The 21,738-nt window shown below is 61.6% G+C and carries 19 protein-coding genes; 13 read left to right on the forward strand and 6 right to left on the reverse strand.

Going from position 1 to position 21,738, the window contains the following annotated elements:
* Window positions 1-25 precede the first annotated feature (25 nt).
* Complete coding sequence (locus QQL64_RS16770) at window positions 26-658, reverse strand: thymidine kinase (RefSeq protein ID WP_284402238.1); 633 nt, start codon at window positions 656-658, stop codon at window positions 26-28.
* Window positions 659-799: 141 nt separating this feature from the next.
* Here QQL64_RS16770 and QQL64_RS16775 point away from each other — a divergent pair, with 141 nt between their 5' ends.
* Together QQL64_RS16775 and bluB are read left to right on the forward strand one after the other, a co-directional pair.
* On the forward strand, window positions 800-2,782 hold the full coding sequence (locus tag QQL64_RS16775; protein WP_284401694.1) for a UvrD-helicase domain-containing protein: 1,983 nt from the start codon (window positions 800-802) through the stop codon (window positions 2,780-2,782).
* 9 nt (window positions 2,783-2,791) lie between these two features.
* The gene (gene bluB / locus QQL64_RS16780) at window positions 2,792-3,499 is read left to right on the forward strand and encodes a 5,6-dimethylbenzimidazole synthase (RefSeq protein WP_284401696.1); all 708 of its coding nucleotides are present in this window, start codon (window positions 2,792-2,794) and stop codon (window positions 3,497-3,499) included.
* 11 nt (window positions 3,500-3,510) lie between these two features.
* Here bluB and QQL64_RS16785 read toward each other — a convergent pair whose 3' ends face one another.
* Window positions 3,511-4,530, reverse strand: a complete 1,020-nt coding sequence (locus QQL64_RS16785; RefSeq protein ID WP_284401698.1) for an AI-2E family transporter — start codon at window positions 4,528-4,530, stop codon at window positions 3,511-3,513.
* A gap of 348 nt (window positions 4,531-4,878) precedes the next feature.
* Between QQL64_RS16785 and QQL64_RS16790 the strand changes: the two genes are divergently transcribed.
* Window positions 4,879-5,853 carry a hypothetical protein gene (locus QQL64_RS16790; RefSeq protein WP_284401699.1) on the forward strand — a complete coding sequence of 325 codons (975 nt, stop codon included), beginning with the start codon at window positions 4,879-4,881 and terminating at the stop codon, window positions 5,851-5,853.
* A 29-nt stretch (window positions 5,854-5,882) separates the two neighbouring features.
* Window positions 5,883-8,510, forward strand: coding sequence for a glycerol-3-phosphate 1-O-acyltransferase PlsB (gene plsB, locus QQL64_RS16795; protein WP_284401701.1), 2,628 nt, complete (start codon window positions 5,883-5,885; stop codon window positions 8,508-8,510).
* 40 nt (window positions 8,511-8,550) lie between these two features.
* Here the strand turns inward: plsB and QQL64_RS16800 are convergent, their stop codons facing one another.
* Window positions 8,551-9,465, reverse strand: a complete 915-nt coding sequence (locus QQL64_RS16800) for a LysR family transcriptional regulator (protein ID WP_284401703.1) — start codon at window positions 9,463-9,465, stop codon at window positions 8,551-8,553.
* A 131-nt stretch (window positions 9,466-9,596) separates the two neighbouring features.
* On the opposite strand from QQL64_RS16800, the gene QQL64_RS16805 reads away from it, so the two are divergent.
* The 7 genes from QQL64_RS16805 to ubiE all read left to right on the forward strand — a co-directional run bounded on the left by QQL64_RS16805 (window position 9,597) and on the right by ubiE (window position 16,139).
* Window positions 9,597-10,826, forward strand: coding sequence for an acyl-CoA dehydrogenase family protein (locus QQL64_RS16805; RefSeq protein WP_284401705.1), 1,230 nt, complete (start codon window positions 9,597-9,599; stop codon window positions 10,824-10,826).
* The gene (locus QQL64_RS16810; RefSeq protein WP_284401706.1) at window positions 10,823-11,893 is read left to right on the forward strand and encodes a phosphotransferase family protein; all 1,071 of its coding nucleotides are present in this window, start codon (window positions 10,823-10,825) and stop codon (window positions 11,891-11,893) included. Before QQL64_RS16805 ends, QQL64_RS16810 begins: the two co-directional genes overlap by 4 nt.
* Before the next feature lie 2 nt (window positions 11,894-11,895).
* Window positions 11,896-12,585 (forward strand): histidine phosphatase family protein, encoded by a 690-nt coding sequence (locus tag QQL64_RS16815; RefSeq protein WP_284401708.1) that lies wholly within the window; start codon window positions 11,896-11,898, stop codon window positions 12,583-12,585.
* A 30-nt stretch (window positions 12,586-12,615) separates the two neighbouring features.
* A complete protein-coding gene (locus QQL64_RS16820) occupies window positions 12,616-13,386 on the forward strand; it encodes an SDR family oxidoreductase (RefSeq protein ID WP_284401710.1) in 771 nt (256 codons plus the stop codon).
* A 16-nt stretch (window positions 13,387-13,402) separates the two neighbouring features.
* On the forward strand, window positions 13,403-14,191 hold the full coding sequence (locus QQL64_RS16825; RefSeq protein WP_284401712.1) for an SDR family oxidoreductase: 789 nt from the start codon (window positions 13,403-13,405) through the stop codon (window positions 14,189-14,191).
* 26 nt (window positions 14,192-14,217) lie between these two features.
* Window positions 14,218-15,237, forward strand: coding sequence for an NADP-dependent oxidoreductase (locus QQL64_RS16830; RefSeq protein WP_284401713.1), 1,020 nt, complete (start codon window positions 14,218-14,220; stop codon window positions 15,235-15,237).
* Window positions 15,238-15,389: 152 nt separating this feature from the next.
* Window positions 15,390-16,139, forward strand: coding sequence for a bifunctional demethylmenaquinone methyltransferase/2-methoxy-6-polyprenyl-1,4-benzoquinol methylase UbiE (gene ubiE / locus QQL64_RS16835; RefSeq protein WP_284401715.1), 750 nt, complete (start codon window positions 15,390-15,392; stop codon window positions 16,137-16,139).
* 23 nt (window positions 16,140-16,162) lie between these two features.
* Here ubiE and QQL64_RS16840 read toward each other — a convergent pair whose 3' ends face one another.
* The gene (locus tag QQL64_RS16840; protein ID WP_284401717.1) at window positions 16,163-16,852 is read right to left on the reverse strand and encodes a glutathione S-transferase family protein; all 690 of its coding nucleotides are present in this window, start codon (window positions 16,850-16,852) and stop codon (window positions 16,163-16,165) included.
* A gap of 168 nt (window positions 16,853-17,020) precedes the next feature.
* Window positions 17,021-17,950 carry a DMT family transporter gene (locus QQL64_RS16845; protein WP_284401719.1) on the reverse strand — a complete coding sequence of 310 codons (930 nt, stop codon included), beginning with the start codon at window positions 17,948-17,950 and terminating at the stop codon, window positions 17,021-17,023.
* Between the two features lie 112 nt (window positions 17,951-18,062).
* Between QQL64_RS16845 and QQL64_RS16850 the strand changes: the two genes are divergently transcribed.
* A complete protein-coding gene (locus QQL64_RS16850) occupies window positions 18,063-18,569 on the forward strand; it encodes an Lrp/AsnC family transcriptional regulator (RefSeq protein WP_284401721.1) in 507 nt (168 codons plus the stop codon).
* A 94-nt stretch (window positions 18,570-18,663) separates the two neighbouring features.
* Here the strand turns inward: QQL64_RS16850 and QQL64_RS16855 are convergent, their stop codons facing one another.
* Window positions 18,664-20,466 (reverse strand): DUF3300 domain-containing protein, encoded by a 1,803-nt coding sequence (locus QQL64_RS16855; protein WP_284401723.1) that lies wholly within the window; start codon window positions 20,464-20,466, stop codon window positions 18,664-18,666.
* A 303-nt stretch (window positions 20,467-20,769) separates the two neighbouring features.
* Here QQL64_RS16855 and pip point away from each other — a divergent pair, with 303 nt between their 5' ends.
* A complete protein-coding gene (gene pip, locus QQL64_RS16860) occupies window positions 20,770-21,720 on the forward strand; it encodes a prolyl aminopeptidase (RefSeq protein WP_284401724.1) in 951 nt (316 codons plus the stop codon).
* The last annotated feature ends 18 nt before the right edge of the window (window positions 21,721-21,738 follow it).

Here is a 21,738-nt window from a genome sequence, read left to right on the forward strand (position 1 = left end):
TCCTTAATAGCGGCGCCGGTTCGAATCAGGACTTGTCGTCCAGCGGCAGGCCGGGTTGTTTCAGTTCGATACGGCCGCGTCCCCGGGTGATCCTCTTGAACTCGGCGCGGCTGACCGAGACATAGCGTTCGTTACCGCCGATCTCAACCTGCGGCCCTTCGGTAATCGCGCGACCCTGCTCGTCTACGCGCACCACCATGGTGGCCTTGCGGCCGGTATGGCAGATGGTCTTGATCTCTTCCAGGCTGTCGGCCCAGGCCAGCAGATAACGGCTGCCTTCGAATAGTTCGCCGCGGAAATCCGTGCGCAGACCGTAGGCCAACACCGGAATGCTCAGCTCATCCACGACGTCGGTGAGCTGCCACACCTGCGCCTTGCTCAAAAACTGTGCTTCGTCGACGAACACGCAATGCAAGGTGCCGTGCGCGGCGATATCCGCCTGCACCAGCGCCCATAGATTTGCTTCTGCGGTGAAACGCTGCGCCGCCGATTTCAAGCCGATCCGCGAGGCGACCACCCCTTCGCCATAGCGATTGTCCAGCACAGGCGTGAGAATCAGCGTGCGCATCCCGCGCTCGTAGTAGTTGTAAGCGCTCTGCAGCAGATTGGTGGTCTTGCCGGCATTCATTGCCGAGTAATAGAAATAGAGCTTGGCCATGCGGGTGCCGGACATGCGGAATGACGCATGGTAACGCGGCACGGCGTCATCGGGACGAATCGGCTGTAACCTGCGCCAGGCACTCCCTGTTTGCTACGATCGTCTATTGCCTGCCTCCCACCGGACCGATTCGCCCACCGCATGCTCAACCCCCAACAATTGGCCGCCGTCGAACACATCGACAGCCCGCTGCTGGTGCTGGCCGGCGCCGGTTCCGGCAAAACCTCGGTGATCACCCAGAAGATCGCGCACCTGGTGCAGCGGCGAAAGCTGGCCGCCTCGAAGATCGCGGCCATCACCTTTACCAACAAGGCCGCTCGCGAAATGCGCGAGCGCGTGAGTAAACTGGTCAGCGCCGAGGATGCGCAGGCGCTCACCGTATGCACCTTCCACGCGCTGGGCCTGAAATTTCTGCAGATCGAACACGAGCGCGCCGGCCTGCGCCGCGGTTTTTCCGTACTGGATGCAGACGACAGCGAGAATATCGTCAAGGAACTCGCGCCGAAGGGTGCGAAGCCCGATGTACTGTTCGGCCTGCGCAACTTGCTTAGCCGCGCCAAGAGCAGCGGACTTTCGCCCGAAGAAGCACTAGCTGCCGCGCGCAGCCCACGCGAACTAGACGCCGCCACCATTTACCAGATGTACCAGCAGCGACTCGCCGCTTTCAATGCGGTCGATTTCGACGACCTGATCCGCCTGCCGCTGCGCATCCTGGAAGACGACGAAGCGTGCCGCAACGGCTGGCGCGAACGCCTGCGCTATCTGTTGGTGGACGAATACCAGGACACCAACGACGCGCAGTACCGGTTGCTGAAAGCATTGTCCGGCGAGCGCGGCAACTTCACCTGCGTCGGCGATGACGATCAGTCGATCTATGCCTGGCGCGGCGCCAATCCGGAAAACATCGATCAGCTCGGCAAAGACTGGCCAAGCCTGCGCGTGATCAAGCTGGAGCAGAACTACCGCTGCGGCCGGCGCATTCTGCGTGCAGCCAATCAGCTGATCGCCAACAATCCGCACCTGCACAGCAAGAAACTTTGGAGCGAGCATCCGGAAGGCGCGCCGATCCGTGTCATCGAATGCAAGGACGCCGAGCACGAGGCCGAGCGCATCGCCGGCATGGCCGCTACGCTGGCGGAAAAACACAAAGTGCGCTGGCACGATATGGCCATTCTGTATCGCGGCAACTTCCAGGCGCGACCGCTGGAAAAAGCGCTGCGCTTGGCGCGCGTGCCCTATCACCTCACCGGCGCGCTGTCGTTTCTGGACCGCGCGGAAGTGAAGGATCTGCTCTGCTATCTGCGCCTGTTGACCAACCCAACCGACGACGCCGCCTTCCTGCGCGTTGTGAATGTGCCAAAACGCGAAATCGGCGCCACGACGCTCGAGAAACTTGGACAGCTCGCACAATCGCGCCATAGCTCATTGCTGGACGCCACACGCAGCGACAGCGTATTGCGCCAGCTGAGCCCGCGACCCGCCGCAGCGCTCGCCTCGTTTTCCGAGTTGCTGGACGAGTTGCGCAGCGCCTCGCTGCACGAAAGTGCCGCCGATCTCGTCGAGCGCGTGTTGACGCGCACAAGCTACGCCGCGCACATCGCTACCGGAACGCCGGACGCCGCGTTACGCGAACGCCGTCTCGGCAACCTGCGCGAGCTGGCCGACTGGTTCCGTGCCATGCAGAAAGGCGGTGGCAGTGCCGGCGATCTTGCTTCCCAGCTCGCGCTGTTGAGTCATGCCGACCGCGACGAACCCGGCAATGCGTTGCGCATGATGACCTTGCACTCCGCGAAAGGCCTGGAGTTCCGCTTTGTATTCATCGTCGGCTGCGAGGAAGGCACATTGCCACACGACGGTGCGATCGATGAAGGCCGCACCGATGAGGAACGCCGGCTGATGTACGTGGGCATAACCCGCGCCAAAGAACTGCTGACGCTTTCGTGGTCGTCCAAGACCAAGCGCTACGGCGAAGTGCACAGTAATCAGCCCAGCCGCTTCCTGCACGAACTGCCGCAAGACGACTTGCACTGGGAAGGCAAGGATCTCGAAGCGGACAAGGAAGCAGTGCGCGAAACAGCCGAATCGCATATGGCGAAGATCGCAGCAATGCTCGCCGGTAACTAAGGAAACAGCATGAACGAACACGGCTTTCCGGACGAACAACGCGAAGGACTGTACCGGGCCATTCGCGAACGTCGCGATGTGCGCTCGCAATTTCTACCCGATCCCATCGCGCCCGACGTACTTGCCCGCCTGCTGCGCGCAGCGCATCACGCACCCTCGGTCGGCTTTATGCAGCCGTGGGATTTCGTGGTCATCGACAGCATCGAGATCAAGCGCGCAGTCAAAGCGCTTTACGAAAAAGCCAATGCCGAGGCAGCCGGCCATTACACGGATGAACGCGCAACGCTCTATCGCCGACTGAAACTGGAAGGCATCGTCGACAGTCCGATCAACCTTTGCATTACCTGCGACCGCCAGCGCGGCGGACCGCATGTGCTCGGTCGCAATACGATGCTGGAGACCGATCTCTTCAGTACCTGTCTCGCCGTGCAGAACCTATGGCTCGCAGCACGTGCCGAAGGCATCGGTGTAGGCTGGGTCAGCATCGTGGATCCGGCGCAGTTGGCCGACACGCTGGGACTGCCTGCTCATGTGCAGCCCGTGGCCTATTTGTGCCTGGGCCACGTGAGTGAATTTTTGCCGCGCCCGGAGCTTGAAATCGCCGGCTGGCGTTCGCGTATCCCGCTGGAGCAGTTGCTCCACAGCAACACCTGGAATAGCGCGGTGGAAGATGATGCGCTGATGGCAGCGGTGCGTGGACCTTTCGATTCGATTTGAACGCCGCGGATTCAAACCATTCCTTCGGCCTCGAGCTCGCTCTTCAGATACGCATAGTAAATCGGCGCGGCGATCAATCCCGACAAACCAAATGCGGCTTCCATCACCAGCATAGCCACCAGTAATTCCCAAGCGCGCGCGCGAATCTGCGTACCGATGATCCGCGCATTGAGGAAATATTCCAGCTTGTGGATCACTATTAAAAAGCCAAGCGCAGCTACCGCCATCCACACCGATATCGAAAGCGCGGCGATCGTCACCGCGGTATTCGAAATCAGATTGCCGATGACCGGCAGCAAGCCTGCCACGAACGTGACTACCACCAGCGTCTTGGACAGCGGCACGTGGATACCCATCAACGGCAGTACGCCGAGCAGGAAGACGCCGGTCGCTACGGTATTGATCAGCGAAATCTTCAACTGCGCGAACACGATGTTGTGAAAGGCTTCGGCCAGGTGCTGGCAGCGCTGGCCCAACGCCGCCGCCAATGGGCCGACCTGATGCGGCGGACGCTCGCGGTTGAGTGCCACCAGTGCGCCGAGCACCAGGCCGATGATGATGCGAACCAGCACACGCGCCGTTTCCTTGCCCGCCATTTGCAGGCTCATCGCATGCTTGCGGGTGAGATCCAGGGCCATCACGCGCAATTCGTCCACGCTATCGGGCAACCAGCCGGTCAGCGCGACGGGCAACTGCTGCCGCGCTTTTTCCACCAGCGGCATCAGCTGCTGCTGCCATAGCAGGTCCGGATTGCCGATCTCATTGCGCAAGAAGCTGACGGCCGCGACGATCAGCAGAGTCAGCAAGCCGACCACGATCACGCCCAGCACCGTCACCACGACCAGTCGCGCACGCTCGCCGGAGATACGGCGACCGAGCAGCGGTGTCATCGCGTGCACCAGTTCATACACGAGCAGTCCGGCAAACAAAGCGGGCAGCAGCCGCAATAGCAGCACCATCACCAATGCGAAGCCGGCCAGGACATAGGTGGTAACGCGGATACCGCGAACGGAATCGAAGAGTGCAGGCACGGGGGACCTTGGGGGGCAGACCTGAATGTCGGCAAGTCTGTCATAAACCTCCTCCCAGCCCGCGTGTCATCAGCGGTGGCGACGGAAGATCACTTCCCTATACACAAATATATTAAATATCAATTATTTATATCGTTGCTTCTAAAGTATTGCCTGAACTTCGGAAGGTCCGTATCATGGCCTCCGCCGGATCCTGCTGACCTCCAATTTCTGCAGGCATGGCCATTTCCCTTCCGGCGCTGCCGGCATCACCCCGCGAGGCCCAACGCCCGTGGGGTTTTCTTTAAGATGCACCGCCAGCCCCTGCTTGCCTCGGGCAAGCCATCCTCCTCTTATGCGAGATATTCCATGCGTTTTCAGACACTTGGCCGCGGCCTGCTGCTTTTGTCGATGCTCGTGCTAGTCGCCTGCCATAACAAGGAAGAGACCGCCGCGACACCCGGAGGCGCTACGCCGGAAGCGGCCATGCAGCAATCTGTGACGCTCATCAAGAATGGCGATTTCGCCGGCTTCTGGAAGCACGCGCTGCCGCCCGCCGACTACGCCAACCTGCGCGCCGACTGGATGCGCCCACGTCCCAACCAGCGGCCTATCACCGATGACGATCGCGCCCGCTTCGCGCTGACCGTCAAACAGCTCACCGCCCCGGATGCCGAAACCAAGCTTTACGACCAGCTGAAACCCAAGCTGGCGCAGATGGACCAGCAGTACCACGACCAGCTGCCGGTAATGATCGGCATCGGCCAGGCCATCCTCACCACCGGCATCGCGCAGAACAAAACCATGACGGAAAACCAGAAACAGCAGGCCCGCGACGCACTCAACGTGTTACTGCCCTGGGCCCAGCAAACGCCATGGTTCGACCAGGACAAAGCCAAGCAGGCGGTGAGCGTGGTGGTGGGTGTCTCGCGTCAGCTCGATCTCAAGAGTCCCGACCAGCTGCAAAGCATGGATTTCGACCCGGCGATGAAGGACTACTCGATCGCCTACGGTGGTCTCAAGCAGCTGCTGACGATCTACGGACTCTCGGTCGATGACACGCTGGATTCGGTGAAGGTCACCACGGTAAGTGTCGACCACGACCAGGCACACGTGAAGATCGACTACACCCTGCTTGGCAAGCCGCTGAGTTCCGACTCTCAACTCGTGCAGGTCGATGGACGCTGGTACAGCCAGGATCTGATCAACAGCGAACGCGCGCAGCACGAGCAGTTGCTGCATCCGGCACCCACGAGCAATGCACCCGCATCCGCGGCAACATCACCGGCACCTAGCATGCCCGCCCCTGCCTCTACCCAGGCCACACTCACGGCAAAACCGTGAGCTAAGCCGGTACCCGTTAGACTATGCAGATGCCGACTATGACGACCGCGGAATCCACTTACCGCAGCCGCGCCCCCTGGTGGTTCAACCTCGCCGGGCACCTGCTTGAACCCTGGGTACGCATCCGCCGCGACCCGGCCGAACCGGCCGGTCTGTTGCAAGGCGATGCGCCCGTTTGCTACGTCATCGAGCGCGACGGTTTTTCCGACGCGCTGATCCTGGATCGCGCGTGCCGCGAAGCGGGCCTGCCGAGCCCGATGCAGCCGCTGCCCAACACGCGCCGCCGACGCTCGGTGTTTGCGCTGGCACGTCGCGATGGCTGGTTGTTCGGGCGCAATCGAAAGCGCTCGCCGAACGAACCGCTCGGCCAACTCGTGCGCTCGCTGGAAGGTTTCCCTGATCGAGACATTCAGATCGTGCCTGTCTCGATCTATGTAGGTCGCGCACCGACGCGTGAATCCGGCTGGTTCAGCGTGCTGTTTTCGGAAAACTGGGTGGTGGTCGGTCGCTTCCGCCGCATGCTCGCTCTGTTGCTCAACGGTCGCGACACCGTGGTGCACTTCTCCGCACCGGTGTCGCTGCGCACCGTCTTGAACGAAGAAGGCGAAATTCGTCCCGAACGTTTCGCGCGCAAGATGGCGCGCGTGCTGCGTACTCACTTCCGCCGCATTCGTGCAGCGGTCATCGGGCCAGACCTTTCGCACCGCCGCACCGTGGTCGATGCAGTGCTGAACTCCGAACCAGTACGCACCGCGATCACCGCCACCGCCGCCAAAGAAAACATCAGCTACGGCAAATCGTGGGAACGCGCGCAGAAGATGGCGATGGAAATCGCCGCCGACTACTCGCATCCCGTCGTGCGCTCGGCGTCGTTCCTGCTGCGCAACTTCTGGAACAAGCTGTACGACGGCATCACCATGCACCACTTCGACAAGGCCCGCGCCGCCGCGCCTGGCTACGAAGTGGTCTATGTGCCCAGCCATCGCAGCCACGCCGACTATCTGCTGATGTCCTATCAGCTGCACGCATCGGGCGTGGTAGTGCCGCATATCGCGGCCGGCGTGAATCTCAATCTGCCGCTGATCGGTCCGATCCTGCGTCGCGGCGGCGCGTTCTTCTTGCGCCGCAGCTTCAAGGGCAACGCCCTCTATCCGGTGGTGTTCAACGAATACGTCGCGCAGCTGATCGATCGCGGTGTGCCGATGGAATATTTCATCGAAGGCGGACGCTCACGCACCGGCCGCTTGCTCGCGCCGCGCGCCGGCATGCTGGCGATGACGGTGCGCGCCTATCTGCGTGCGCCGCGCCGCCCTGTGCTGTTCCAGCCGGTGTATATCGGTTACGAAAAGCTGATGGAAGGAAAGAGTTACATCGGCGAGCTTTCCGGCAAACCGAAGGAAAAGGAATCGCTGATCGGCCTGTTACGCGGCCTCGGCGTGTTGCGCCAGCGCTATGGCCATGTTGCGCTCAACTTCGGCGAGCCGATCGAACTCAATCCTCTGCTCGACGCCATGGCCGGCGATTGGCGCGAGGCCGGCACCGATCCGAATAGCAAGCCGGAGTGGCTCAACGCCGTGGTGGGCAAGCTGGCGGAAAAGATCCAGATCAACATCAACCGCGCCGCCGACGTCAATCCCATCAACCTGCTTGCGCTTGCCTTGCTGGCCACGCCCAAACACGCGATGGCGGAAAACGATCTGCTGGCGCAGCTGGAACTGATGAAGGCCTTGCTCGAGGAACTGCCCTATTCGGACCGCATGACGCTTACGCCGCTGGATCCTTCTGCCATCGTCGCGTATGGCGAGCAGATGGGTTGGATCACGCGCGTAAACCATCCGCTTGGCGACGTGCTGACGGTGGAAGGCGAACAGGCGGTGCTGCTGAGCTACTTCCGCAACAACGTCCTCCATCTCACCGCTGCCGCGGCATGGGTGGCCTGTTGCTTCCTCAACAATCGCCGCATGTCGCGCGCCTCGATTCTTCGCCTGGGCCGCATCATTTATCCCTTTATCCAGGGCGAACTGTTTCTGCCCTGGGACAGCGAGGGCTTCGGTGCGCAGCTGCAGGCAACCATCGACTTCTTCGTGCGCCGCGGCCTGCTGGAAGCCTCCGGCGAAGGCCGCCTGCTGGAACGCGGCCCCGGCCAGGACGATGCTGCCTACCAGCTCAAAGTGATTGCGCGCAGCCTGATCCAGGCCTTCGAGCGCTACTACATCGCCATCGCCGCGCTGGTGAAGAACGGCCCGCACACCATCACCGCGGCCGAACTGGAAAACGTCTGCACACTCACCGCACAACGCCTGAGCCTGCTCAACGAACCATCCGCACCGGAATTCTTCGACAAGGCGCTGTTCCGCGGCTTTATCCATAAGCTGCGCGAAGGCCGCGTGGTGTGGACCGACGAAGAAGGCAAGCTCGACTACACCGCCGCGCTGGAAGACATGGTGCGCGACGCGCGCGTGATTCTCGCCCGCGAAATGCGTCACTCCATCCTCAAGATCACCGGTGGCGATAGCGAGAAAGAAGCGCCGCGCCATACCGAGCCGGACGTCCCACCGACACCCGCGGAGACCATGAATACCAGCGAAGAACTGCACGAGCGACATGTGATTGCCGAACATCGTGAGCATGCGCCGCTGGACGAAGAGAAAGATTGACGGCCTCACGCGCGTTGGGGTTCGCCGCACTTACTCCAACCTACGGTGCAATACCCGTAGCAATCGCTTCGATCACACACTGTCGAAACCATAGATGGGCCGGGTCGTCATTCGTCGACTCGTGCCAATACGCCAGTATCGGAAACGCTTTCAGTTTGATCGGTAACGGTAATATCGCAATCGGCAATAACGTCGACAGATGCAACGCATAGGAGCGCGGTACGGTCAGCAGCAAATCGGTGCTCGACGCAATCTGGCATGCCGAAAAATAATGTTGACAAACCAGTCGCACGTGGCGAAACGTCCCGCTCTGACCCAGCAGCACATCCAATGCACTCGCTTCGCCTAGTGGTGAAACGGTGACGTGCTCGGCGTCGAGGTAATCACCGCGCTTCAGCTGCGACGACAGCGGATGCCCGGCACGCATCACCACCACCAATGTCTCCTCCGCCAGCGGCTGACGCACGATCTGCGGCCCGGCGCGCAACGGGCGGTCGACCACCAGGTTCAATGTTCCTGCGCGCAGCTCGCGCTCGACGTCATCGGCGGCGATGCGGTGACTGACGACGCGAACATGCGGCGCTTCGCGCTCGATCTGCTTGAGCAACGCAGGAAGTGCGATCGACTCCAGGATGTCGCGAAAACCCACCGCAAATTCCAGCTCCAGTCGCGCCGGATCGAAACGCGGCTGCGCGTGCGCGCTCGCGTGCAATCCCTCCAGATGTGCTTGCACGGCGGGCATCATCGTGCGCACTTTTTCCGTAGGCAGCAGCCGATTGCCCTGGCGCACGAACAACGGATCACCGAGATGGTCGCGCAATCGCTTCAAAGCATGCGTTACCGCCGGCTGGGTGAGATGCAGCACGCGCGCCGCGGCGCTGACGCCGCCATAGGTATAAATCGCGTCCAGCACGCGGAATAGGTTGAGATCGATGCGGCTGTCCGCGCGGTCCATGGAGGCGTCTCGATAAGGTGTTTTCAGGATACGCCAACCCATGCATGAAAATGATATCTACCCATAAGACATATTCATTTCAATAATCCCCTTATAAGGGCGTAGGCTGGTGGGATTGAGGAGAGAAGCCCATGGATTTCGCCCCCTCCGAACGCACTCAAACCCTGGCCGAACACCTGACGCGCTTCATGCGCGAAGAGGTCGTGCCAGCTGAGCCCCTCTACGCCGCCGAGTTGACCGGCAGCGCGGACCATCGCGCATGGCGGCAGCCGGCGATCATGGAAACGCTGAAGAACAAGGCACGTGCAGCCAGATTGTGGAATCTGTTCCTGCCTGATGCCGAACTCGGCGCCGGCCTGAGCAACACGGATTACGCGCCGCTGGCCGAGATCATGGGCCACTCGTTCATCGCCCCCGAAGTGTTCAATTGCAGCGCGCCGGATACCGGCAATATGGAAGTGCTGCATCGCTACGGCACCGCCGAACAACGCGAGCGCTGGCTGAAACCCTTGCTCGCCGGCGAGACCCGTTCGGCCTTCGGCATGACGGAGCCCGAGGTGGCCTCCTCCGACGCCACCAATATGCAGGCTACGGCGCGTATCGATGGCGATCACGTCGTACTGAACGGTCGCAAATGGTGGACCACCGGCGCGGGCCATCCGCATTGCCGCTTCGTGATCTTTATGGGCTTGAGCGATCCCGACGCCGAGCCTCATCGACGGCACGCCATGGTGATCTGTCCGCTCGACACACCCGGCGTAAAAATCGAACGCATGCTGCCGGTGTTCCATCACTACGACGAACCTTCCGGACACGGCGAACTGAGTTTTACCGATGTGCGTGTTCCCATCGGGAACGTGATACTCGGCCCCGGGCGCGGTTTCGAGATTGCGCAAGGACGACTGGGACCCGGGCGCATCCACCACTGCATGCGCGCGATCGGCGCTGCGGAACGCGCCTTGTCGCTGCTGTGCAAACGCGCCAGTTCGCGCGTCGCCTTCGGCAAGCCGCTAGCGGAACTCGGCGGCAATCCCGATATTGTGGCGAACCTGCGCATGGCCATCGATCAAGCGCGCCTGCTCACGCTCAAGACGGCCTGGACGCTCGACACGCAAGGCACCAAGGCAGCCTTGAGCCTGATCTCGCAGATCAAAGTGGTGGTACCCGCCGTCGCGCAGCAGGCTGCCGATGCCGCGATACAGATTCATGGCGGCGCGGGTCTGTCCGATGATTTCCCGTTGGCCCAGCTGTTTGCTTATGCGCGCGTGCTGCGCCTGGCCGACGGCCCGGATGAAGTGCATCGTGGTGTGATCGCCAAACTGGAAGCGAAGGCGCAAGAGAGCAGGGAGTCTTTCCGATGACCGCCACGCTGGATCAGGCACGCAGCTTGCGCGAAGAGGATGCGTTCGATGTCGCCCGCGTCGACGCCTACCTCAAGCAACACATCGAAGGTTTGCATGGCGTACCTGCGGTGGCGCAGTTCCCGGGCGGCGCCTCCAACCTCACCTATCTGCTGACCTATCCGAACCGCGAACTGGTGCTGCGCCGTCCACCGGCCGGTGCCAAGGCGAAATCGGCGCACGACATGCTGCGCGAGGCGCAGGTGATGGCAGCGCTGAAACCGCACTATCCCTACGTGCCGGCCATTCTCGCCGCCTGCGACGACACGACGGTGATCGGCCAGCATTTCTACGTGATGGAACGCTTGCGCGGCAGCATTCTGCGCCGCGATCTGCCTGCCGAACTCGGCCTCGATACGGAAGGCGTGCGCAAGCTCTGCCTAGGGTTTGTCGACAGGCTGGTCGAACTGCATCGCGTCGACACGTCAAACCCTGAGCTGCAACACATCGGCAAGGGCGACGGCTACATCGCGCGACAGGTTTCCGGCTGGAGCGATCGCTGGCGTCAGGCTCTTACTGAAGACACCGATCCCTGCGAAGACGTGGCTGCGTGGCTAAGCGAAAAGCAGCCCGCCCTCGACAATGCAAGCTGCATCATCCACAACGACTACCGCTTCGACAATGTCGTGCTGGATCCGCTGCAACCGTTACGCATCATCGGCGTGCTCGATTGGGAAATGGCGACGATAGGCGATCCACTGATGGATCTCGGCGGTTCGCTGGCGTACTGGGTGCAAGCCGATGATGATGCGACGTTTCAGTCGTTCCGCCGCCAACCGTCGAATGCGCCCGGCATGCTGACGCGACGCGAAGCGGTCGATTACTACGGCAGCCGCACCGGCCGGAGCGTGGACAACTTCGATTTCTACGAGGTGTTCGGCCTGTTTCGGCTGATGGTGATCATCCAGCAGATCTATCGCCGTTTCGTGCTGGGCCAAACCACCAACCCGCAGTTCGCGGGCTTCGGCCACGCCGCCCGCTACATGGGCGAACGCTGCCGCCGCATCATCGCTCGCTCGGCGTTGTAACCATGCGCAGCCTGCTACTGATCCGCCACGGGCAGGCCAGCTTCAGGGCGGCGGATTACGATCGCTTGTCACCCGTGGGCGAAGAACAATCGCAACGTCTCGGCGCGTGGCTGGCCAGTTGTGGTCCCACACCGGAACTTGTTGCCGTGGGACCTCGGCAACGTCACTTGCGTACCGCCGAACTCTGTCTCGGATCCGCGCGCATCGATCGCCCGCTGTTGCATTTAGAGGGACTGGACGAAGTCGATCATCAGGAACTGCTTGCCCGTTTGCGCCCGGATCTTGAGGGTCCCGATGCACTGCGCGCCGAACTGAAGCAGGCGCCCGATCCGCATCGCGCCTTCCAGAAGCTATTCGCTACGGCGATTACACGCTGGATCAGTGGTGCACACGATGCCGACTACACGCTCACCTGGCCACGCTTTCGCGGGAACGTGCTGCAGGCTTTGCGCACGCTGGCAGATCATCAGGCAAAAACGATCTGGGCATTTACTTCGGGAGGGCCGATCGCGGTGATTGCCAATACCGTCACCGAAGCGCCTGCCGCGCAAACGTTCAAACTCAGCTGGCCGCTGGTGAATACCAGTCTCACGCGACTGCGCCTGGGAAAACAGGGTGCGTCGCTCGTCACCTACAACGCGTGGCCGCATTTGGAGCGGACCGAAGACCAGCATCTGGTTACGCTTCGTTGAACTCTTCTCACTTCGCCGGAATGACCGATCATGACCACATCGCCAAGCTTCGACCTCACCGGCAAAATCGCCATCGTTACCGGCGCCAGCCGTGGCATCGGCGCCGAGATCGCCAAGTTGCTGGCTGCACACGGCGCGCACACGATCGTGTCGAGCCGCAAGCAGGCCGATTGTCAGACGGTGGTCGACGAGATCGCCGCCTCGGGTGGTTCGGCCGAAGCAATGGCCTGCCATATCGGCGAGCTGGAACACATTGAGGCGCTATTTGCGCAAGTCGCACAAAAGCACGGTCGCCTCGACATCCTCGTCAACAACGCGGCCACCAATCCCTTCTTCGGCCACATTCTGGATACCGAGCCGTCGATCTTCCAGAAAACCGTCGATGTGAACATCCGCGGTTACTTCTATATGTCCACGCACGGCGCGCGGTTAATGGCGAAGAACGGCGGTGGCTCGATCGTTAACGTGGCTTCGGTCAACGGCGTGGTGCCGGGCATGCAGCAAGGCATCTACTCGATCACCAAGGCAGCCGTCATTTCAATGACCAAAGCGTTTGCCGTTGAGTGCGCCGAATCCGGCGTGCGCTGCAACGCATTGCTGCCGGGTTTGACCGATACCAAGTTCGCCTCGGTGTTGGTCAATACGCCGGCCATCCTCAAACACGCATTGGCGCACGTGCCGATGCGGCGCGTGGCGCAGCCTTCGGAAATGGCGGGCGCCGTGCTCTATCTCGCTTCCGATGCAGCGTCCTACACCACCGGCGCGGTGTTGAACGTCGACGGCGGCTATCTCAGCGTTTGAACTCTTGGATACCCACATGACCCATGTTTCCGCACAACGCGTTGCAGGCAAGTGCGCTTTCGTCACCGGTGCAGCCGGAGGTCTGGGCGCAGCTACTGCGCGCATGCTGGCCCGGCATGGTGCCAAAGTTTTCATCACCGATATCGACGAGCAAGCGCTCGGCGCGGTCGCCGAAGACATCAACCGCGAACTCGGTGCGCAGGTCGCATGGTCCGCCGTGCAGGACGTACGGGACGAAGCGACTTGGCAGCGATTGCTGGCCGAGGCGGCGCAAACCATGGGCGGCCTGTCGGTGCTGGTGAACAACGCCGGCATCGGCTCGCTGGGCAGCGTGGAGCAGATCGAGCTGAAGGAATGGCGCCGCGTGATGGGTATCAACGTTGAAAGTATTCTGCTCGGCTGCAAGTACGCCCTCCCGTTCCTTCGCAAGCAGCAACCTGCGTCGATCGTGAACATTTCTTCGCTGGCCGCTTTCAAGGTCGATCCGGATTACACCGCCTACAACACCTCCAAAGCAGCGGTTGCGATGTTGACCAAATCGGTGGCGGTCGATTGCGCGCGGCAGAAGATCGACGTGCGCTGCAATTCGATCCATCCGGCCTTTATTCGCACTGGTATCGTGGCACCATTCTTTGCAGCACTTGGCGAAGAGGAAGCTACGCGTAAACTCACGCGCGGCATTCCCATGCGTCGCCTCGGTGAACCCGATGACGTCGCCTATGCCGTGCTATATCTCGCCTCCGACGAAAGCCGCTACGTCACCGCGGCCGAACTCGTCATCGACGGCGGCGCTTGCGCTGTTTAATCGCCCTTCTCACAGGTCATTTCGCCATGTCTCTTGTCAATCGCCAGCTGCGCCTCAAGACCCGCCCCGAAGGATTGGTCAAGCGCGAAGACTTTGATCTACAGCAGCAGCCCGTTCCCGAACTCAAGGAAGGCGAGTTTCTCGTGCGTGTGCTGTACCTGTCGATGGATCCCACCAATCGCGTGTGGATGAGCGATATTCCTCAGTACATGCCGCCCGTAGCGATCGGCGAAGTGATGCGTGCCTTGGGTCTTGGCCGTGTGGTCGCATCGAAATCCGCGCACTTTGCCGAAGGCGATCTGGTGCAAGGCCTTGTGGGCTGGCAGGACTACGCCGTGATCGACGACCGTCGCCGCAAGGATTACGTCAAGCTGCCGCCGCATCCATCCGTGCCGCTGCCCACCTTGCTCGGTGCCTGCGGCTTCAGCGGTATCACGGCGTATTACGGTCTCACCGAGATCGCACCCGTACAACCGGGCGAAACCTTGGTGGTCTCCGCCGCCGCAGGATCGGTAGGTTCGATCGCCGGCCAGATCGGCAAATTGCGCGGCGCGCGCGTTGTGGGCATTGCAGGCGGCCCTGACAAATGTCGCCACCTGGTCGAAGACCTTGGCTTCGACGCCGCCGTCGACTACAAGGCCGACGACTGGAAACAGGCCTTGGCCGATGCCACGCCAGACGGCGTGCACGTGAACTTCGAAAACGTTGGCGGCGCCGTGATGCGCGCCGTGTTGTCGCGCATGGTCAACGGCGGTCGCGTGGCGCTCTGCGGGCTGATCGCCAACTACACCAGCGATACGCGCCCGGGCGCCGACTACAGCATCATCATCGTCAAACGGCTCACCGTGCGCGGCTTCCTCGCCTTCGACTACGCCGATACGCACAAGGCTGCGCAGGAACTGGTGGGCTGGGTTCAGAGCGGTCGCATCAAGGCCGAGGAAACCATCGAAGATGGCCTGGAAAACGCACCGCTCGTATTGAACAAACTGTTCGAGGGCAGCAACAGGGGCAAGCTGCTGCTGCGTGTTTCCGATGACACGCATTGACTGGACGCATTCGCTAACCGCAAGGCATCGACGTCTATCGATGCCTTGCGATCTCGCAAACGATCGGAAGCTGCGGATCAGCAGCCCTTTATGTCGTATAGGCGCCGGATAACCTTCCCTTATCCACACCCGCCTTCCTGTACCATGCCGGCATGAGCGAGCAGCCCACTACCCACTTCGGCTTCCGCGACGTTCCGGTCGGGGAAAAGCAAAAACTGGTCGGCCAGGTCTTCACCTCGGTCGCCCGCAACTACGATCTGATGAACGACCTGATGTCGTTCGGCGTTCACCGCCTGTGGAAGCGCCACTTCGTAGCCGTCAGCGGCATCCGCCGCGGCGACCGTGTGCTGGACCTGGCGGGCGGCACGGGTGACATCGCCGCGCTGATCAAACCGGTCGTCGGCGAAGAAGGCGATGTGGTCGTGGGCGATATCAACGCCGCCATGCTCACTGTGGGCCGCGATCGCCTCACCGACCGCGGCCTGGTGGCGGGTCTGCGCTGGACGCAGTTGAACGCCGAAGCGCTGCCCTTCCCCGACAACAGTTTCGACGCCGTGACCATGGCCTTTGGACTGCGCAATGTCACGGACAAGGACAAGGCGCTGGCCGATATCTGCCGCGTGCTCAAACCCGGCGGCCGCGCCCTGGTGCTGGAATTTTCCAGGGTGCAGAGCGAGTTGTTCAGCAAGCTCTACGACTTCCACTCGTTCCAGGTGCTACCCAAGCTGGGCAAGCTGTTCGCCGGGGACGCGGACAGCTACCAGTATCTGGCCGAATCGATCCGCAAGCATCCGGATCAGGAAACGCTCAAGGGCATGATGGAACGCGCCGGCTTCGGTCGCGTTGAAGTGCGCAACCTCAGCAACGGGATTGTCGCGATCCATCGGGCGTATAAGCTTTAAGAGTCAGTCCTCATAGCGGGCGGTCAGGCCACCCGCAGATCCTCCAGCAACGTACCTTGGCGCAAGGTCTCCTCTTCGTGATCGGGATCGCGCCAGGTTTCTTTCAGTGCCGCGTCGTACCAGCGCTGCATGGAAGGAAGTGCAAGTATGCGTTGCACGTAGGCCTGTGTGGCAGCGTCCATGGCCAGTCGATAGCTCTGTATACGGAACACGACCGGCGCATAGAACGCATCGACGGCGGTAAACGCGGCGCCTGCGAGATACGGGCCGCCGAATTGCTGCAAACCTTCGTTCCATAATTCCTGCACGCGCGCAATGTCGCGCGCCAAAGCCGGCGGCGTTGCGTTCAACTGCAAGCGGATACCGCAGTTCATCGGACAGTGCGAACGCAATGCGTCGAAGCCCGAATGCATCTCCGCCGCTGCACTGCGTGCCCAAGCCCGCGCACGCGGATCGGCCGGCCATACGCCTGGGTGATGTTCAGCCACGTATTCGGCGATGGACAGCGAATCCCATACCGTGGTGTCGCCGTCGTGCAGGCAAGGCACTTTGCCGGTGGGTGAAAAAGCGCGAAACGCTGTCCAGCTCGATGAGGTGCCACGCTGAAATGGCGTGATCTTTTCTTCGAAGGGAATGCCTAGCTCACTCAGCAATATCCACGGGCGCAGCGACCAAGACGAGTAATTTCTGTTGGCGATGTAGAGCGTGTACATGGATTTTCTCTCCGAAGATGCAGCGCAATCAGATGTCCAAGTGTTCCTGCGGATAAGCAGCCGCGCTCATGCGCACTAGCTTGAGGTTGGCGCTACTAAATTTCGACACGATGCTAGAAGACTAGGCTTCCGGCAACTGCCGTGCTGAATCGATCAACCGGATATGCGTCATGGTTCGCAAACTTGCTTGACCGCGGTCGACGTAACCGCCGACGGCACTGCAGCGCTGCGACGTGCATTGGCCAGGGCGACACCGCCCACGGTGATCGCACCACCGATCAGGGTCAGCCAACCCGGCTGCTCGCCCAGCCACACCCAACCGATCAATACGGCAATAGGCGGAGAGAAGTAGATAAAGCTCGACACTTGCGAAGCCGATGCACGCCGCAATGCCGCGTTCCAGGTCAGATAGCCCACGAAGGTCGGCGCGATCCCAAGCCATAGCAATGCGGCGATATGCGACCAAGGCGCCGCGGCAAGAGCGCGCGGCAATCCGAGCCCGAACGGTATCGTGGCCAACGTACCGGCGAAGAATGTAAACGCGGTAACGCCGATCATGTTGTTGCGTGCAAATAGCGGCTTCTGTCCGACAAAGAAGATGGCGCAGGCGATGACGCTAACTAGCACGAGCGCCGCCATCGGCTGGAATGTCACCTGCTTGCCGCTGGTAAGCACCACCAGCACCACGCCAATCAACGCCACACCAAGCCCTATCACCCTGCGCACGCCAATCCGCTCGCCGATCCAGAATGCCGATAACGTGGCGGTCGCTGCGGGCACCAGCGAAATCAGGATGGCCGCCGTGCCGCTGGCGATGCGCGTTTCGGCATAGTTGAGGCACAAGTGATAAACGGTAAGGCCGCACACGCCCAGCAGGGCGAGCTGTAACCAATCGCTGCGTTGCGGTAGCGGCACACGTTTGACCCATAGCAACAGGGCGAAACACAACGAACCGATGGCAAGCCGCGCCAGCGCCACTTCGCCGGGCGTGAACGACGCGAGGGCATAGGCGATCGCAGCGTACGCCGACGACCACGTGAGCAAAGCGATAGCGATGTAAATCAGGGCGCGCCCGTCGAGGCGCTCAGTGCTGTCCATGGAGCTATTCCGTGGGGAAGGAATGTGTGAATCCTAGCGTTGCCGTGCATACCGAGGAATAATGGCCTCATAGCCAACCCCCATGTTTCGCCGTCGATCGAAATATCACTCTATGCCTATGACTTACGAATCGAAACCCGATTGGGACAATAAGGATTGGCAACTATTGGAAGCCCTGCAGCACGACGCCCGCCTGGGCTATGCCGAGCTGGGCCGCAAGGTGCGGTTGTCCGCCCCCGCCGTGGCCGAGCGAGTGAAGCGGCTGGAAGAAGCGGGCGTCATCACGGGTTATCGGGCGGTAGTCGATCCGAAGCGGCTCGGCTACGGCATTGATGCGATGGTGCGCCTGCGTTGCGATGGCGGCATTTGCGCGCGCATCGGGAAAATTGTCGCGGACGTGCCAGAAGTGCTCGATTGCCGTCGTCTCGCCGGCGAGGATTCCGCTCTGCTACGCATCGTGGCGATGTCGATCACGCATCTGGAAGCCGTGCTCGATCGTCTGCTGAAGATTCATCCCAGCATCAGCACGACAACGTTGATCGTGCTGCAGACACCGCATGCAAACCGCCCGATAACGCGCACGATGTGGGATGCCGCGCGCGCGTTATCGCAGGATTGATGCATCGTCTTCGCGTTAGGCGGCGCTGCATTCTGTCGCCATAACCGCCTCGCCACAGATCTCTTTGCGCCGAAGCGCAAAGAGATCCTTTGCATCAATGCTGGGATTCGTCCTTCTTCTTCGGCGGCGGCGGCGGTTGATGCTGGGGCGGCGCCGGATGTGCTTGCGGCTGCGGCTGTGGACGCGGAGGCGGCGGGGGCGGCGCGTGCTGCACAGGTGGCGGTGCAGGACGCTGCATCGGCTGCGGGGCAGGTGCGGGACGCGGTGCCGGCGGCGGCGCAGGATGGAACGCTGGCGGTTGTGCCGGGTGGAACGCCGGTTGTGGCGCGGGATGGAACACCGGTTGCGGACGCTCCTGCGGCGGTGCCGGACGTGGCGCCGGTTGCGGCTGCGGTTGCGGTGCCGGGTGGAATGCCGGTGTCGGCTGCCGGAATGACTCTTGCGGTCGCGGCGCAACGGCCGGACGCGCCGGAGCCGGCTGGTTCGGCGGCGGCTGATGCACCACATTCGGATGAGGCATCTGCGCCGGATGCGGAGCCTGCGCCGGGCGCGCTGACGCCGTCGGATTCACCTCAGGAGCGACATGCGGTGCCGCTGCCGGCGGATATCCCGCACGCCCGAAGTTCGGCATGCTCATCGGCTGCGCCGGACGTTGATTGTTATTAGTGGCGTTATGGCTGTTGAACTGGCGGTTGTCGGTGTTGTTGGTAACGTTATTCGTGACGTTGCGGTTGAACTGATTACGACTGTTGTTGATGTTGTTCGTGACGTTGCTGGTGTTATTCGTGCTGTTATTGGTGTTGTTGAACGTGCGGCTGTTGTTGATGTTGTTCGTGTTGTTATTGACCGTGTTGTTATTGACCGTGTTGTAACGGTTGTTGGTGATATTGGTATAACGATTGACCACCGTGGTCGAACGCGACACATAGGTCTGGTTGTTGTAGACCACCGCCGGGCGATGCCAACCGCCGCCGCCACCGTCATAACCGCCGCCGTTGTCTCCACCGCGGCCGCCCCAGTTCATCCCCCAAGAATGCCAGCCGCCTTCACGATGATGGTCGAGCATCGAGCCGACGATGATGGCAGCGCCAAACGCCACCGCACCCACCGCGATCACTTCGCCCGTGCTGTAAGACGGTTGCTCATATTGATAGCTGGGATAGACCGGCACGTCCCCGCCGTAGACCGTCTGCGGATCGTAACTGGGCACATAGACCGCATCCGATTGCGCCGGCTCAATCTGGATGATCTGCGCCGGCGGCGGCACCACGGCGGGGCCGTCATACACGGGCGGCTCATTGCCGTTGTCGGCATAGCCGTTCGCGTCTTCGGGTTGCGCCACCTGCTGTACCGGCTGTGTGTTGATCTGCTGCTGCGCCGAACTGCGCAAGTTGCCATGCGCGGTCGCGCGCTGGCGCATCACCTGGATGGCATTGAGCACGTCGGTCGGATCATTCACATAGGCTTGGCCCAACGCGGTGGTCCACTGAATGTTCTGCGCCATCTGGCCCAGCACGGACGGAAATTGTGTCAGCCCCTTCACGCTGGGATCCCAGCTTTGCGGTTCGACCGCCGCCTGCAGGAGGTCGCCTTTCAGGTTCGGATTCTGCGTGAGTAGGTTCTGCGCCGCGGTGATCTGGTCCGGATACGTCGATCCGGCCAATACCTGAGCAACCAGCTTGTCTGGAAACAACGCGATGGGCGCGACCATCTGGTACAGCTGATCCGCAGTCGGCGGCGTGTAGGCAGCGGCTTGCTGCTGTCCCGCGGCAGTGGCAGACGATGCCGGTGCGTTAGCGGTATTGGGGGCCTGCTGCTGATTGCACGCAGCCAGCGCCAACATGCTTGCGCACAAACCCGTAGCGACAGCCAGGCTGGGTGAATATGGTTTACTCAAGAGATCACTCCTTCCGATACGTGCCACGGGAAAACCATCGGCTTCCCCCCTATTCGCCAGGTGCGGTGTGAGGCAAGCCGGCATAGTGTGCGCCGCCCGGCCTTACGTCCGTGGAAACGGCCCGAGTATGCCTATGCCGTCGAACGATTTGGGCTAATGCGCGATGAACGTTTCTGCCGTTTGGTCGGCGTTAGGCAAAACAGTAAGCTCCACGTCAGCCCTGTGCGCGATCGCTCGGAAAACCCGCCGCGTCATGCCGCCCTTGCCTGATGCATCTGCCCCCGCACCCTGGATCACTCGACCATGCGCACGATGTATCCCGAAATAGAGCCCTATCGCACGCATCGGATCGCGGTAGGCGGCGGGCATACGCTGTACGTCGAGGAGTGCGGCAACCCGCAAGGGTTGCCCGTCGTGTTCCTGCATGGTGGTCCCGGGGCCGGTCTGTCGCCCTATCACCGACGCTTCTTCGATCCGGCACGCTATCGCATCGTGTTGTTCGACCAACGCGGCGCGGGGCGTTCCACACCCTTCGCCGATCTCACCGATAACACCACCTGGCATCTGGTCTCCGACATCGAAACGATCCGCGAACAATTCGAGATCGAGCGCTGGGCGGTGTTCGGCGGCTCGTGGGGTTCCACGCTGGCGCTGGCGTATGCGCAGGCACATCCCGAACGCGTGCTTGGCCTGGTGCTGCGCGGCATCTTTCTGTGTAGGCCGGAAGAGGTCCGCTGGTATTACGAGGAAGGCGGCGCATCATGGATCTTGCCGGAGAAGTGGCAGCGCTATGCGGCGGCCATTCCCGTCGAAGAACGCCACACTATGCTCGATGCCTATTGGCGACGTCTGACCAGCGATGACGAAACCGTGCGGCTGGCCGCCGCCAAAGCATGGGGCGCGTGGGAAGGCGGTGGCATCACGCTCGAAGAAAGTCCCGAAACCGAAGCCAGCTTCGCTGCGCCGGAGGTGGCACTGAGCCTTGCGCGTATCGAAGCGCATTATTTCCGCAACCAGGCTTTCCTCGAACCGAATCAACTGTTGCGCGATGTCGCGAAACTACGGCACATCCCAACCGTGATCGTGCACGGCCGTTACGACATTATCTGTCCAGCGAAAAACGCCTGCGATCTGGCTGCCGTGTGGCCCGAAGCGGATCTGCGCATCGTTCTGGCCGGACATGCAGCGTCGGAACCGGCGATCGCGGATGTGCTGGTGGAAGCGACCGATCGGCTTGCCGACCGGTATTGCTGAGAGCTTGCTCGCCACTTG

This window comes from Dyella lipolytica, from assembly GCF_030160075.1.
GTDB lineage: Bacteria > Pseudomonadota > Gammaproteobacteria > Xanthomonadales > Rhodanobacteraceae > Dyella_B > Dyella_B lipolytica.

Coding starts and splice junctions, on each gene's coding strand:
- QQL64_RS16850 (WP_284401721.1), top strand. CDS start 18,063: ATGCCTATGACTTACGAATCGAAACCCGATTGGGACAATAAGGATTGG.
- QQL64_RS16775 (WP_284401694.1), top strand. CDS start 800: ATGCTCAACCCCCAACAATTGGCCGCCGTCGAACACATCGACAGCCCG.
- QQL64_RS16805 (WP_284401705.1), top strand. CDS start 9,597: ATGGATTTCGCCCCCTCCGAACGCACTCAAACCCTGGCCGAACACCTG.
- plsB (WP_284401701.1), top strand. CDS start 5,883: ATGCCGACTATGACGACCGCGGAATCCACTTACCGCAGCCGCGCCCCC.
- pip (WP_284401724.1), top strand. CDS start 20,770: ATGCGCACGATGTATCCCGAAATAGAGCCCTATCGCACGCATCGGATC.
- QQL64_RS16820 (WP_284401710.1), top strand. CDS start 12,616: ATGACCACATCGCCAAGCTTCGACCTCACCGGCAAAATCGCCATCGTT.
- QQL64_RS16810 (WP_284401706.1), top strand. CDS start 10,823: ATGACCGCCACGCTGGATCAGGCACGCAGCTTGCGCGAAGAGGATGCG.
- ubiE (WP_284401715.1), top strand. CDS start 15,390: ATGAGCGAGCAGCCCACTACCCACTTCGGCTTCCGCGACGTTCCGGTC.
- bluB (WP_284401696.1), top strand. CDS start 2,792: ATGAACGAACACGGCTTTCCGGACGAACAACGCGAAGGACTGTACCGG.
- QQL64_RS16800 (WP_284401703.1), bottom strand. CDS start 9,465: ATGGACCGCGCGGACAGCCGCATCGATCTCAACCTATTCCGCGTGCTG.
- QQL64_RS16770 (WP_284402238.1), bottom strand. CDS start 658: ATGGCCAAGCTCTATTTCTATTACTCGGCAATGAATGCCGGCAAGACC.
- QQL64_RS16830 (WP_284401713.1), top strand. CDS start 14,218: ATGTCTCTTGTCAATCGCCAGCTGCGCCTCAAGACCCGCCCCGAAGGA.
- QQL64_RS16825 (WP_284401712.1), top strand. CDS start 13,403: ATGACCCATGTTTCCGCACAACGCGTTGCAGGCAAGTGCGCTTTCGTC.
- QQL64_RS16790 (WP_284401699.1), top strand. CDS start 4,879: ATGCGTTTTCAGACACTTGGCCGCGGCCTGCTGCTTTTGTCGATGCTC.
- QQL64_RS16840 (WP_284401717.1), bottom strand. CDS start 16,852: ATGTACACGCTCTACATCGCCAACAGAAATTACTCGTCTTGGTCGCTG.
- QQL64_RS16815 (WP_284401708.1), top strand. CDS start 11,896: ATGCGCAGCCTGCTACTGATCCGCCACGGGCAGGCCAGCTTCAGGGCG.
- QQL64_RS16845 (WP_284401719.1), bottom strand. CDS start 17,950: ATGGACAGCACTGAGCGCCTCGACGGGCGCGCCCTGATTTACATCGCT.